Annotated in this window: 12 protein-coding genes; 1 reads left to right on the top strand and 11 read right to left on the bottom strand. The window is 68.4% G+C overall.

Translation table 11 applies throughout. The features are described 5' to 3' along the window. Positions 1–10: 10 nt before the first annotated feature. From VHR41_09755 to VHR41_09705, 11 genes are all read right to left on the bottom strand, one after another. On the bottom strand, positions 11–277 hold the full coding sequence (locus VHR41_09755; GenBank protein ID HEX3234471.1) for a hypothetical protein: 267 nt from the start codon (positions 275–277) through the stop codon (positions 11–13). Beyond that, positions 277–579 carry a hypothetical protein gene (locus VHR41_09750; protein ID HEX3234470.1) on the bottom strand — a complete coding sequence of 101 codons (303 nt, stop codon included), beginning with the start codon at positions 577–579 and terminating at the stop codon, positions 277–279. Before VHR41_09750 ends, VHR41_09755 begins: the two co-directional genes overlap by 1 nt. A 1-nt stretch (position 580) precedes the next feature. Then, on the bottom strand, positions 581–2,062 hold the full coding sequence (locus VHR41_09745; protein ID HEX3234469.1) for a dihydrolipoamide acetyltransferase family protein: 1,482 nt from the start codon (positions 2,060–2,062) through the stop codon (positions 581–583). 18 nt (positions 2,063–2,080) lie between these two features. Next, entirely contained in the window at positions 2,081–3,058 is a 978-nt protein-coding gene (locus tag VHR41_09740; protein ID HEX3234468.1) for an alpha-ketoacid dehydrogenase subunit beta, read from the bottom strand. Beyond that, a complete protein-coding gene (locus VHR41_09735) occupies positions 3,051–4,151 on the bottom strand; it encodes a thiamine pyrophosphate-dependent dehydrogenase E1 component subunit alpha (protein ID HEX3234467.1) in 1,101 nt (366 codons plus the stop codon). The genes VHR41_09740 and VHR41_09735 overlap by 8 nt, the downstream gene beginning before the upstream one ends. A gap of 120 nt (positions 4,152–4,271) precedes the next feature. Continuing rightward, positions 4,272–5,873: an amidase gene (locus VHR41_09730; protein ID HEX3234466.1), complete on the bottom strand. Its 1,602-nt coding sequence runs from the start codon at positions 5,871–5,873 to the stop codon at positions 4,272–4,274. Between the two features lie 71 nt (positions 5,874–5,944). Next, complete coding sequence (locus VHR41_09725) at positions 5,945–8,440, bottom strand: sodium-translocating pyrophosphatase (GenBank protein ID HEX3234465.1); 2,496 nt, start codon at positions 8,438–8,440, stop codon at positions 5,945–5,947. Between the two features lie 19 nt (positions 8,441–8,459). Then, positions 8,460–8,750 carry a hypothetical protein gene (locus VHR41_09720; protein ID HEX3234464.1) on the bottom strand — a complete coding sequence of 97 codons (291 nt, stop codon included), beginning with the start codon at positions 8,748–8,750 and terminating at the stop codon, positions 8,460–8,462. Next, positions 8,750–10,078, bottom strand: coding sequence for an inositol-3-phosphate synthase (locus tag VHR41_09715; protein HEX3234463.1), 1,329 nt, complete (start codon positions 10,076–10,078; stop codon positions 8,750–8,752). The genes VHR41_09720 and VHR41_09715 overlap by 1 nt, the downstream gene beginning before the upstream one ends. Next, complete coding sequence (locus VHR41_09710; GenBank protein ID HEX3234462.1) at positions 10,071–10,760, bottom strand: CDP-alcohol phosphatidyltransferase family protein; 690 nt, start codon at positions 10,758–10,760, stop codon at positions 10,071–10,073. Before VHR41_09710 ends, VHR41_09715 begins: the two co-directional genes overlap by 8 nt. A gap of 155 nt (positions 10,761–10,915) precedes the next feature. Beyond that, positions 10,916–12,160 (bottom strand): DUF1343 domain-containing protein, encoded by a 1,245-nt coding sequence (locus tag VHR41_09705; protein ID HEX3234461.1) that lies wholly within the window; start codon positions 12,158–12,160, stop codon positions 10,916–10,918. Here VHR41_09705 and VHR41_09700 point away from each other — a divergent pair. Beyond that, on the top strand, positions 12,155–13,906 hold the full coding sequence (locus VHR41_09700; protein HEX3234460.1) for a glycoside hydrolase family 3 N-terminal domain-containing protein: 1,752 nt from the start codon (positions 12,155–12,157) through the stop codon (positions 13,904–13,906). The two genes, VHR41_09705 and VHR41_09700, sit on opposite strands and share 6 nt — an antisense overlap. The last annotated feature ends 2 nt before the right edge of the window (positions 13,907–13,908 follow it).

Raw genomic sequence — 13,908 nt, 5'->3', positions numbered from 1 at the left:
TCGAGGACACTCAGCGGCGATATCCCATCTCGGGTGCGGTCCAGGACGGCTGAGAATACGCCAGCAGCTCCCGGAGCTCCGCGTCACTCAGCTCGCCCAGCGACAGCTCCCGGCTCTTGGCTCCGAGCGGCGAGTAGCGCACCACCCGCTGCTCCCGCCCGGGGCCGGTGCCCCGGCTGAAGACCAGGCCGAACTCATCCTTGCCGTACTGGGTGAGCCGGCCGCTGACGGCGACCTCCCACTGCTGACCGTCCACTTCGATGATTCGTCGGGGCATCAGTCGCTGCTCCTCACTTCCTCCCACAGGTCCCAGGCTCCGGGCTCGTAGGTCGCGACGGACCGGAGCCGTTGCTCGATGCGGCGCTCGTCTGCCGGCCGCTCCGCGAACGCCCGGTGGGTCTCCCGGTTGGCACTCTCGCTGCACTCCAGGAAGAGCTGCGGGTCGTCGGGGCGGCGGAAGACCCAGAGATGCCAGCCACGCGTTTCGGCCAGGGCCGCCAGCTCGCGAACGCCGGCGAGATACACCTCCTCCGATCCGGTCCGCACTCTCACCCGGGACACGGTGAGCGTGCGGGGCATGCTAGACGGCGCTCTCCGGGAACTGCTGGAGGCTGGCCTTCACGTCGGCCATGAAGCGGTCGGCGTCGGCACCGTCCACGATCCGGTGATCGAACGCGAGCGAGAGCATCCCCTTGGTCCGGATCGCGAGACTGTCGGTGCCGTCCACGGTGACCACCGCGGGCTGCTTCTCGATCGATCCGACGCAGAGGATGGCGGCTTGCGGCTGGTTGATGATCGGAGTGCCGATCACCGAGCCGAACACACCCGGATTGGTAATGGTGAACGTGCCTTTCTGCACTTCGTCGGGACTGAGCTTCTTGTTGCGGGCCCGCTCGCCCAGGTCGTTGATGGCCCGGGCGAGACCCAGCAGCGACAGCTCATCGGCGTGCTTGACCACCGGGACGATGAGCCCCCACTCCAGCGCGACCGCGATGCCCAGATTGATGTCCCGCCGGAGAATGGTGCTCTCGCCGGACACGGCGGCGTTCAGCCCCGGGTGCCTTCTCAGGCCGTCGGCCACCGCCTTGGCGATGAAGGCGAGGTAGGTGAGGCTCACGCCGCGCTCGGCATACTCCTGCTTCTTCTTCGCTCGAAGCTGCGCGACGCGGGTGTAGTCGATCTCGAAGATGGTGTTCACGTGGGGTGAGGTCCGCCGGGACATCACCATGTGCTCCGCCGTGAGCTTCCGGATCCGGGACCAGGGTTCGACCCGGTCGCCGGGCCAGGGCTCGACACCGGTGGGACCGTGCGGCGCGGCGGCGGCCGGCGCGGCGGCGGCCGGCGCGGGGGCAGGAGCGGCTGGGGGCGCGGGAGCCGCGCCGGCCGGGGGGGCTGGCGGCCCGGCCTCGAGATAAGAGAGCACGTCGTTCTTGGTGACCCGACCCGCGATGCCGCTGCCGGGAATGGCGCTCAGATCGAGATTGTGCTCCGCGGCCATCTTCCGGACCACCGGCGTGGAGCGGCGGCGAAGGCGCTCTTCGGCGGTTTCGGGGACACCGTTGCCGCCGGCGCCAGCGCGTTCTCCCTCGGGAGCCGCCCGGGCGCCGGCGCTCGCGGCTGGTGCCGGGACCCGGGCGGGAGCCGGAGCAGGCGTGGGACGTTGCTCGCGCGTCGGAGCGGTGGCGGCCGGAGCAGACGTGGTTGGAGCAGACGCGGTGGGAGCAGGCGCCGCAGGCGCCGTCTGCGCCGGAGCAGCGGGCACGGGGGCGGCGGCCGGCACAGCGGCCTGCGGCGCCCCGGCCGTCGGTGCCCCGGCCGCCGCGTCCGTCTCGATACGCGCGACCACCGTCTGCACCGCGACCGTCTGCCCTTCGGTCACGAGCACCTCCGCCAGCACCCCGGCGGACGGGGCCGGAATCTCGGCGTCCACCTTGTCGGTCGAGATCTCGAAGATCGGCTCGTCCCGCTTGACCGGGTCGCCGACCTTCTTGATCCAGCGGGAGAGCGTGCCCTCCGCAATCGACTCGCCCATCTGGGGCATGATGACGTCAACTTTTGCCATGCGTGTCTCTCCGTCTCTTCAGTACGCCGCCAGCCACCTCGCGGCGCGGACGATGTCCGGCACCTGCGGAAGGACGAAGTCCTCCAGCTGGGGGGCGTACGGCAACGGCACGTCGTGGGCGGCCACCCGCTTGACCGGGGCGTCCAGCCACTCGAATGCCAGGTCGTTGATCCGGGCGGTGATCTCGCCGGCGATACCGCCGGTCACGGTGTCCTCGTGAACGATGAGGACTCGGTTGGTCTTCCGGACGGTGGCCACGATGGCCTCGTCGTCCAGCGGGAGCAGCGAGCGGAGATCCAGGACCTCGACCGAGAGTCCGTCTTCCCGCTCCAGCTGCGCCGCCGCCTCCAGCGACTTCCACACCGTGGCGGCATAGGTGATGATGGACAGATCGGTGCCCTCGCGCGCCACCCGCGCCTTGCCGATTGGCACCACGTGATCGCCCTGCGGCAGCTCTTCCTTGATCCGGCGGTACAGGTACTTGTGCTCGAAGAAGAGCACGCAATCATCGTCGCGAATGGCGGCCTTCATCAGTCCCTTGGCGTCGCCCGCCGTGGCAGGATAGACGATCTTGAGGCCCGGCGTGTGGAGGAAGGCTGCCTCTGGGTTCTGCGAGTGGAACGGCCCACCGCGCACGTACCCGCCGCTGGGACCGCGGACCACCATCGGACACGGCAGGAACGCGCGGTAGCGCGCCGTGGCGACATAATTGGTCAGGATGCTGTAGGCGCAGGAGACGAAGTCGATGAACTGCATCTCGCACACCGGACGCATGCCCATGTGGGCCGCGCCGGCGGCCGCGCCCACGAAACCGGTCTCGCTGATCGGCGTGTCGATGACGCGATCGGCGCCGAACCGGTCGAGCAGGCCGTCGGTGACCTTGAACGCGCCGCCGTATGCGCCGATGTCCTCGCCCAGGCAGAAGACGTTGGGGTCGCGCTCCATCTCCTCGAAGAGCGCCTGGCGGATCCCCTCGAGGTACGTGACCTCAGCCATCGTGAGTTCCCCAGCTCGCGGGCCGCTCGTGTTGCTCCACCGCCGTCCGGAGACCTTCGCGGTACCATAATGCCGCTGCGGATGGCGGGTCGGCATAGACGCCGAGCAGGCCATCGCGAGGCTCCGGCGGCGGGGAGCCCTCCGCCAGGTCGGTAGCCCGGTCGATCTCCTGCACCACCCGTGCGTCGATGCCCTCGAGCTCCGAGACGCTCACGCCTTCTCCGGTGAGCCGCTCCACGTAGCGATCCAGCGGATCGTTCTCGGCCGCCCAGCGCTCGATCTCCCCTGCCGGCACGTACGACTGGTTGTCGTGCTCCGCGTGGCCCTTGCGGCGGTAGGTCATCAGCTCGATCAGCGTGACGCCACCGCCGCTCCGGGCCCGGTCCACGGCCTGCTTGGTCACCTCGAAGGTGGCGAGCACATCGTTGCCGTCGGCCCGGAGGCCCGGAATGCCGTACCCCACCGCCTTGTCGGCCAGCCGCTCGGCGGCGCATTGCCGGGACGTCGGGGTGGAGTAGGCGTAGCCGTTGTTCTCCGCGATGACCACCAGCGGGCAGCGCTGCACGGCCGCGAAGTTGATCCCCTCGTGAAACGCTCCAGTGGAGGTGGCGCCGTCGCCCACGTACACCAGACCGACCCGCGGCTCCTTCCGCAGCTTGAACGAGAGCGTCACCCCGGCCATCACCGGCACCATGTCTCCCAGATGGGAGATCTGGCCCACGAAGTTCCGCTCCTGCAGATCGCCGAAGTGGATATTGAGCTCCCGGCCGCGGGTGGGAGAATTGCCGGTCGCCATGTACTGGCGGACCACCTCGACCGGGGTCGCGCCCTTCACCAGCATGGAGCCGAGATTACGAATGAGCGGGGACAGCACGTCCTCCCGCCGGAGCGCGTAGGCCGAGCCGACGGCGCAGGCCTCCTGGCCCAGCGAGCGGAACAGACCGCCGACGACCTTGGTCTGGCGATACAGATTGACCAGCCGCTCCTCCAGCGACCGGGTGAGACGCATCCAGTAATAGATCTCGAGGAGTTGATCGCGGGACAGGCCGGCCCGGGCGGCCGGATCGGAGGCAAGCGCGCTGGTCACAGCCATGCAGGTCCCGGTTTAGAGAGAGTGATCCGGGCTGGAAAATCCACCACCGCGAGTGGAGAGTCAAGCGCGCGCCGCACGTCCGGCTGCGCGTCAGCGCCGCACGTCAGCGTGCAACGATCTTCATTCGATGCTCGAGTCCAGCGTGGGGTGGAATCGCGGTGGTTGTCGGAGCCGGCTGGCCTGCTCGTAGGCATAGGCCAGACGGAGGAGTACCGGCTCGCTCCAGGCGCGCCCGATGAACGAGACGCCCACCGGCAAGCCGAAGGCGAACCCCGCGGGGACGCTGATGCTGGGATAGCCGGCCACCGCGGCCGGCGTGGAGCTCGAGCCGGTGAAATGATCGCCGTTCACCAGGTCGGTGGGCCATGCGGGATTCCCGGTCGGCGCCACGATGGCATCGAGCCGATGCGCCGTCATCACCGCATCGAGACCCAGCGTCCGGGAGAGCCGGCGGCAGTGCGCCAGTGCTTTCCGGTACTTCGGCGACGTGAGCGGACCCTTGGCTGCCGCGCGAACGAAGAGGTCCTGGCCGAAGAAGGGCATCTCCCGCGCCGGCTCCCGCTCGTTGAAGGCGATGACATCCGCCAGCCGTTTGACTGGCGCGGCCGGCCCGAGGTCCGCCAGATACGCGGCGAGGTCGGCCTTGAGCTCGAAGAGCAGCACCTCGAGCTCCGCGTCGTCGTACTCCCCCGCGTGAGGGATGTTGGCCGGATCGACCAGGACCGCGCCCTCCTGCTTCATCACGTCGAGGGCGCCTTGGGTGAGCCGGTCCGCCGCGTCGCTATAGCCGAAGAACTTGGCCCTGGCCACCCCGATACGCGCCCCGCGGAGGCCTCCGGCATCGAGGAACCTGGTATAGTCGGCCTCGATGTGCCCCGTGGCCGCTCCGGTGGCTCGGTCGCGCGGATCCGTGCCGGCGATGGCTCCGAGCAGCGCCGCCGCGTCGGCCACCGTGCGGGTGAGTGGGCCCGCGGTATCCTGGGTATGGGAGATCGGCACGACGCCCGCGCGACTCACCAGGCCCACGGTGGGCTTGAGCCCTACTACGCCGTTGGTGCTGGCGGGACAGACGATCGAGCCGTCGGTCTCGGTGCCGATCGCCACGGTGCCGAAGTTGGCCGAGACGGCAACGGCGGACCCCGAGCTCGAGCCGCAGGGATTGCGATCCAGCACGTACGGGTTGCGGCACTGGCCCCCGCGCGCGCTCCAGCCGCTGCTCGACCGGCTGGAGCGGATATTGGCCCATTCGCTCATGTTGGTTTTGGCCAGCGGGACGGCACCGGCGGCGCGCAGCCGTTCGACCAGGAAGGCGTCGCGTGGCGGGATCGAGCCCTCGAGCGCGAGGGAGCCGGCGGTGGTGGTCATCCGGTCTGCCGTGGCGACGTTGTCCTTGAGCAGGACCGGAATGCCGTGGAGCGGGCCGCGGACGTTGCCGGACTTTCGCTCTCGGTCCAACCCCTCCGCCAGCGCCAGCGCCTCCGGATTGGTCTCCAGAATGCTGAGGAGTGCCGGTCCCTGACGGTCGAGACCGTCGATGCGCTGGAGATAGAGCTCGACCAGCTCGCGAGCGGACACCCGGCCCGCTTCCATCGCGGACTGGAGATCGCGGACGGTCGCTTCCTCGATGTCGAAAGGATCGCGTGCGAAGCGGGCGAGGGAGCTCCCGGCCGGTGGGGCCGGCCGGGCAGCGAGGGGGCCGCCGAGCGCGGAAGCACCCAGCACGGCGGCTTGGCCGAGGAAGGCTCGGCGGTCGATCTCGCGGCCTCGCTGCGTCAGAGGCTACTCCCTGCGGCTCAGACCTTCACCGCCACCGGCCGGCCGGTCACGCTCGGCTCGGGCGCGACGATCCGCATGCCGTAGAACGAACGATGGACGAAGAACACCGAGACGGCCAGGAAGACCGCGGCCAAGGCGCGGGTGAGCCCCGGCCCGCGATCGGCCGTGAGACTCACCGCCAGCTCCACCGCGAGCAGGCCGAACAGGGTGGTGAACTTGATGATCGGGTTGAGCGCCACGGAAGAGGTGTCCTTGAACGGATCGCCCACCGTGTCCCCGACGACGGTGGCCGCGTGCAGGTCGGTGCCTTTCTGCTTGAGCTCGACCTCCACGATCTTCTTGGCGTTGTCCCAGGCGCCGCCCGCGTTGGCCATGAACACCGCCTGGTACAGCCCGAACAGGGCGATGGAGATGAGATACCCGACGAAGAAGTACGGCTCCACGAAGGCGAAGCCCAGCGTCGCGAAGAAGACGGTGAGGAAGATGTTGAACATCCCCTTCTGGGCGTACTGGGTGCAGATCTCGACCACCTTCTTGCTGTCGGTCACCGACGCCTTGGTGGCGCCCTCCAACCGGATGTTGGCCTTGATGAACTCCACCGCCCGGTAGGCCCCGGTGGTGACCGCCTGAATCGAGGCGCCGGTGAACCAGTAGATGATGGCGCCGCCGGAGATGAGCCCGAGCAGGAACGGCGGGTGCAGCAGGGAGAGCTGGTCGAGATGCTGTGACAGGCCGTTGGTCAGCAGCACGATGATCGCGAAGATCATGGTGGTGGCGCCCACCACGGCGGTGCCGATGAGCACCGGCTTGGCGGTGGCCTTGAAGGTGTTCCCCGCGCCGTCGTTCTCCTCCAGGAAGTGTTTGGCCGACTCGAAGTCGACGTCGAAGCCGTAATCCTTCCTGAGCTCCTGCTTGATGCCCGGCAGGGTCTCGATGACCGAAAGCTCGTAGACCGACTGGGCGTTGTCGGTGACTGGCCCGTAGGAGTCCACCGCGATGGTCACCGGACCCATGCCGAGGAAGCCGAACGCCACCAGGCCGAAGGCGAAGACGGCCGGCGCCACCATCAGGTCGGCCAGGCCGAGCGTGCTCACCGCGTAGGCGATGCCCATCAGGAACACGATGGTCATGCCCAGCCAGTAGGCGCTGAAGTTGCCGGCCACCAGCCCGGAGAGGATGTTGAGCGACGCGCCGCCCTCCCGCGAAGAGGTGACCACCTCGCGCACGTGGCGGGACTCGACCGAGGTGAACACCTTGACGAACTCGGGGATGATCGCCCCCGCGAGGGTGCCGCAGGTGATCACGGTGGAGAGCTTCCACCAGAGGCTGCCGTCACCCAGATCGTGGATCAGCAGGTAGGAGGCGATATAGGTGGTGACCACCGAGACGATCGAGGTGAGCCACACCAGCGAGGTGAGCGGCGCCTCGAAGTTCATCTTGCTCGCCGTCGCGTACTTGCCGCTGGCGATGACGTCGTTGATGAGGTACGACGCCCCGCTCGCGACGATCATGAGCACCCGCATGGCGAAGATCCACACCAGCAGCTGCACCTGCACCAGCTCGGTCGGCACGGCCAGCAGGATGAAGGAGATCAGCGCCACGCCGGTGACACCGTAGGTCTCGAACCCGTCGGCGCTGGGGCCCACCGAGTCGCCGGCGTTGTCACCGGTGCAGTCGGCGATCACGCCCGGATTCCGCGCGTCGTCCTCCTTGATGTTGAACACGATCTTCATCAGGTCGGACCCGATGTCCGCGATCTTGGTGAAGATCCCGCCCGCGATCCGGAGCGCCGAGGCGCCGAGCGACTCGCCGATGGCAAACCCGATGAAGCAGGGGCCGGCGTACTCGCCCGGGATGAACAGCAGGATGCAGAGCATGATGAACAGCTCCACGCTGATCAGCAGCATCCCGATGCTCATGCCCGACTTGAGCGGAATCTGATAGAGCGGGAACGGCTTGCCCCGGAGACTGGCGAAGGCGGTGCGGGAATTGGCGAAGGTGTTGATCCGGATGCCGAACCAGGCGACCCCATAGCTGCCGGCGATGCCCACCAGGCTGAACAGGAGGATGATGATCACGCGCTCCGTCTCGAAGTGCCGCAGCACTCCGAAATACAGCGCCATCACGATCCCGATGAAGACCTCGAGGATCAGGATGAACTTTCCCTGGGTGATCAGATAGGTCTTGCAGGTCTCGTAGATGAGCTCCGACACCTCCAGCATCGACCGGTGCACCGCCATCTTGCGGAGCTGCGTGTAGATCACCAGTCCGAAGAGGAGACCCAGCAGGCAGACCAGCAGGCCCCCGAGGAGCAGCGTCCGGCCGTTGACCCCGAGGAACTGGACCTGGCTCAGATCGGGCACCACCAGGGTGGCCTCTCCACCCTCGTGGGGCAACGCGGTCGCCTGGGCCAGCAGTGCGCCCGCGGTGAGCGGCGCGAGTGCGAGGGCGGCGATCAGGCCCAGTGCCACGGTGATATGTCGGCGAAACAGTGAGGCCATCCGGGTCATCATGGTTCTCCTGAGCGGGTCCTTAGTAGGCGCCGATCGGACGATGGGTCGGCTCCGCCATCGTGTGCACGAGGGTGAGAAAGCGCTTGGCGAGCTTGTCCGCCTCGCTCTCACCCACCTGGTTGGTCTCGACCGTCACCAGGGTATAGTGGCCGCCCTCGGCCTGCACGGTCACGCTCACCTGGCCGAGGGTCCCGGCAAAGCGGCGGCGCCGGGGCAGCTCCTCGGCCGGACCGAGGCGGGCGCCGAAGAAGGCCGTGGCCCGCGCGAGCACGTCGTCCGGCGGGAGGTGGGTCCGGTGAAAATACTTCATCACGCTTCCTGGTAATACTCGATGCCCAGATGGGTGATCTGCTCCTCGCCCATCAGGTACCGGAGGGTGTTCTTGAGCTTGGTCTGCTGGATGAATAGATCGTGCTCGGGATAGAGGCCCGGCGCCGTCTGCGGGCTCTTGAAGTAGAAGGAGAGCCACTCCTGGATTCCGCTCATCCCGGCGCGCTGGGCCAGGTCGAAGAAGAGCGCCAGGTCGAGCACCAGAGGGGCAGCCAGGATGGAGTCGCGGCAGAGGAAATCGACCTTGATCTGCATCGGGTAGCCCAGCCACCCGAAGATGTCGATGTTGTCCCAGCCTTCCTTGTTGTCGCCCCGGGGCGGATAGTAGTTGATCCGCACCTTGTGGAAGATGTTGCCGTACAGCTCGGGGTAGAGCTTGGGCTGGAGGATGTACTCCAGCACGCCCAGCTTGGACTCTTCCTTGGTCTTGAAGCTCTCGGGGTCGTCCAGCACCTCGCCGTCCCGGTTGCCCAGGATGTTGGTGGAGTACCAGCCGGCCACGCCGAGCATGCGGGCCTTGAACATGGGCGAGAGCACGGTTTTCACCATGGTCTGGCCGGTCTTGAAGTCCTTGCCGCCGATGGGCACGCCCTTCTGCTTGGCCAGGGCCTCCATGGCGGGGAAGTCGCAGGTGAGGTTGGGTGCCCCGTTGGCGAAGGGGACTCCCTCCTGCAGTGCCGCGTAGGCGTACAGCATCGAGGGGGCGATCGAGGCATCGTTCGCATCCATCGCCGTCTCGAACGCGTCCAGGGTCCAGTGGGTGGGGCCGGGACTGATGAAGATCTCGGTCGAGGCGCACCAGACCATCACCAGGCGGTCGCACTTCTGCGCCGCCTTGAAATCACGGATATCCTTGCGCAGTGCCTCGGCCAGCTCGCGCTTGGACTTGCCGGTCTTGACGTTGGTGCCCTCCAGCCGCTTCACGTAGCTCTGGTCGAACACGGCCGGTATCGGCTTGATCGCTTTGAGGAACTTGGCGATCGGCTCGATGTGGTCGTGACGCTCCAGCACGCCGGCATTGACCGCGGCGGCGTAGGCGTCGTCGGGCACCGGGTCCCAGGCGCCGAACACGAGATCGTCCAACGCCGCCAGGGCCACGAAGTCCTTGATGAGCGGCGCCCGGCTCTCGGTGCGCTTGCCCAGCCGGATCGTTCCCATCTGGGTGAGCGAGCCGATCGGTCTGGCCGCTCCGCGACGCACGTTCTCGACGCCGGCGATGAAGGTCGTCGCCACCGCGCCGAGTCCCACGCAGAGCACGCCGAGCCTCCCCTGAGCCGGCGCGATCCGCCGGGCGGTCTGATCAGCCACTCGTTCTTCCTTTCGCGAGAGTATCCAGCGCGGGCCGCTCGATGTCGCGGGGGCGGACCGCCTCGTCCCCGCTGTCGGCCGTGCGGAACACGTATACGAACCGTTGGATCACCGTGATCACCGAGGCGGCCGCGAGCAGCGCCACCAGGATCTCCAGCACGACGGCGCGGGGGCCCGCCCCCACCAGCAGCGAAAACAGTCCCAGGCCCAGGATCCGCTCGGCCCGCTGGGCGATGCCGACCTTGCACTCCAGGCCGAGCCCCTCGGCGCGGGCGCGCGCGTAGGAGACCAGGAGCGAGCTCAAGATGGCGACCATGCACGCGATCACCGCCGCCGCCCGGTGGGCCACGTCCGGCGCCGTGAGCAGGAAGGCGCCGATCCCGATGAAGGTGGCGCCATCGCCCACCCGGTCGAGCGTCGAGTCGTAGAAGGCGCCGAACTTCGTCACCATGGCCCCACCGCGCGCCACCTGGCCGTCGAGCGTGTCGGCCACGCCGCTCAGCAGCAGCAGGAGGCCTCCGGTGCGGACGTGCCCCAGCCCGTACGCCAGGGCGGAGATCAGCACCAGGCCGGTGCCAAGGGTGGTGATCGTGTTGGGCCGCACGCCGGCCCGGATCAGCCGCTCGACCAACGGATTCACCGCGGCGTAGAACGGCTTCTCCAGCGCACTCAGCAGCTTCACTCTCGTGTCAGTCCTCAGGAGGTCGTGGTTCCGCCCGCTCCCCCCAGCGTGGCCGGGCGAAAGGATAACCGGCAGAACCGCTTAGGGCAATCGGATTGGACCAGAGGCGCGAGCCTGAGTGGAGATCGGATGCGCAGGCCGGTACGCCGACAGGGTTACCGCTCCGGATAGAGCAGAAAGGGGCGCCGCCGCTCGCGGAATCGTTCGAGCTCCGGCGCCCAGCCGCGCACGATCGACGCGGGATCCTGGCCGGCGTCGATCGCCTCGCGCAGCGCCGGCCCACCTGCCAGGCGATCGAAGCGAGGGGCTATCCAGGCGAATTGTTCGTGGTGCTGGGCCCGGAGGGCAGCGAGGAGATGGACCGCGGTGGCAGTCGGGTCGTAGATTGCGCGGTCGGTCACCTCGAGCCGGATACCAGACAGCAGAGTGTCCGCGTACTTGGCGTCCCCCGGTCGGCGAGGGGTAAAGCTCACACCGCGGAAACGCACGCCCCCGAGACTCGCGCGCCGGAGCCGGGCAAGCACCGCGGCGGTATCCAGCCATGGCGCGCCGATCTGCTCGAACGGCGCGTCCGACCCCCGACCGACAGAAAGGTTCGTCCCCTCGAAAAGACAGAGCCCGGGATAATGGAATAGGCTCTCGACGGTGCGTAGATTGATGCTGGGCGGCACGAACGGGAGCCCGGTCTCCTCCAGGGTCATGGTGCGCCGCCACCCTTCGACCGGCACCACGTGCAATTCGGTTGTGAGCCCGAGCACGGAGCGCGCGAGGCGGCTCACCTCGCCCAGCGTCATGCCGTGGCGCATGGCGAGCGGAAAACGGGCTACCGCGGACGGGGTGACCCCGGGAAGCACATTTCCCTGAACCAGGCCGCCGATCGGATCGGGGCGATCCAGCACTACCACCGGAATACGGGCCGTGGCGGCGGCCTCCATGACCAGTGCGGTGGATACGGTGTAGCTGTAGTACCGCGCCCCGACATCCTGCAGATCGACTACCATCACGTCGACCTGTGCGAGCATCTCGGGCGTGGGCGCGATAGGCCGCTCGCCGGTATGCAGCGTGTAGACCGGGAGGCCCGTGGCCGAATCCACGACCTGGCCTTGGCCTACCGGCGTGTTGACGTCGATTCGCCCCGCAAGACCGTGCTCGGGACCGAACAGGGTGGTGACCTCCACTCCAGCTGCGCGCAGCCGGGCCAACGTGGGTACCCGATGCGCGTCGACCCCGGCCGGATTGGTGAGCAGTCCGACCCGCTTGTCCCGAACCAGAACAAGGCTGTCGTCGAGCAGCACGTCGATGGCCGGACGGACCACCGGGGGCACGGCCGAGCCGGGGGCCGGCGCCGCGCACCCCAGCATCCACCAGCAGAGTCCCAGCAGAACGAGAGCCTTGTGCATCTCAGGTACCTCACGCTCGTGACGGTCGTGCTCGCCGCCTGCGGCCCCGCGCCGCAAGTGGCGCTGCCTCATCCGGTACCCTTCCCGCTGGGACCCGGGCTGGCGGTGGAGCCTGATGTCGATGCCCTGGCCCAGTCGCTGCCGCTGCGGGACAAGATCGCCCAGCTGGTGGTGCCCTGGATCCCGGGCACCTACGCAGCCTACGACGACGAGGCCTTCCTCCGGACGGAGGGGTGGGTCGACTCGCTGCACATCGGCGGCGTCATCGTCTCGATCGGCTCGCCGCTGGACCTGGCGGCCAAGCTCAACCGCCTGCAGCAACGCTCGCCGCTGCCGCTGCTCGTCGCCTCCGACTTCGAGGGGGGCACCAGCATCCGGCTGGTGGGTGGGACCTTCTTTCCTCCCAATATGGGCGTGGGCGCGACCGGGAGCGACAGCGCCGCGTATCAGATGGGACGGATCACCGCGCTGGAAGGCCGCGCCGTCGGGGTCCATCTCGCCTTCGCACCCGTAGCCGACGTCAACAACGATCCGGCGAACCCCATCATCAACGTCCGCTCGTTCGGGGAAGACCCGGTGGAAGTCGGCCGGTTCGTCGCCGCGGAAGTTCGCGGGCTGCAGGAGAACGGGATGGTGGCCACGGCCAAGCATTTTCCGGGGCACGGCGACACCGGGACCGACTCCCACATCGCGCTACCCGTCATCACTGCCGACTGGGCGCGGCTCGACTCGGTGGAGCTGGTGCCGTTCCGGGCCGCGGTGGCGGCTGGCGTCAAGGTGGTGATGTCGGCTCATATCGCCCTGCCCGGGATGGACCGGGGGCAGTTGCGCCCCGGCACCGTCGTGCCGGCCATCCTCACCGGCATGCTGCGCGACTCGCTCGGCTTCAAGGGGATGGTGGTGACCGACGCGCTCAACATGGCCGGCATCGCGGGCCCCTATGGCGCGGAGGCCGGGGTCCGCGCCTTTCTCGCCGGCGCCGATCTCCTGCTGCAGCCGGCCGACCCGCGAATCACCATAAACGCGATGGCGGCGGCCGTCACCCGGGGAGACATCACTCCCGAACGGCTGGACAGCTCGGTGCGCAGAGTACTGCGACTCAAGCAGTCGCTCGGGCTCTTCACCCGGCGGACGGTTCCGCTCGACAGCATTCCCGCGGTGGTAGGACAAGCCGGCTTCCAGCGGATGGCTGCGGGGATCGCCACGCGGTCGATCGTGATGGTGAAGGACGTGGGCGGCACGATCTACGGTCTCAAGGCTGCCCGGCCGCCGCTCACCGTGGTGACTTACGCGGAGGAAGAGAATCGTACGGTGGGAAACGCCCTCGCGGGCGAGCTTCGGGCCCGGGGGTTCGAGGTGACGCTGGTGCGGCTCTGGCCGGCCAGCGGACCCGCGAGCTACGACTCCGCCGCCGCCGCGATCGCGCGGGGCGGCGTCGCTCTCTTCGCTCCGGCCGACCGGCCGACCGCCGCCCGGGGGGCGATCGGCATTCCGGCCCCGCTGCTCCAACTTATCGCCGGCACAGCCCGGGCCTGGCCCACGGTGCTGGTGTCGCTCGGCAATCCGTACCTCATCGCGCAGCTCCCCGAGGTCGGCTCCTACGTCATCGGGTGGCGCGCCAATCCAGTCAGCGAGGTGGCCGTGGCCCGGGCCCTCGCCGGCGTGGCGCCGATCACAGGGCATCTGCCGATCTCGATTCCTCCGAGCTACCCCCGCGGCTGGGGCCTCCAGCGGCGAATCCCGTGATT

The organism is Gemmatimonadales bacterium (assembly GCA_036265815.1).
In the GTDB taxonomy this organism is placed as follows: domain Bacteria; phylum Gemmatimonadota; class Gemmatimonadetes; order Gemmatimonadales; family GWC2-71-9; genus CAVVWJ01.
The sequence above is the reverse complement of the archived record's forward strand: the minus strand, read 5'-3'. Positions and strand labels throughout refer to the sequence as shown.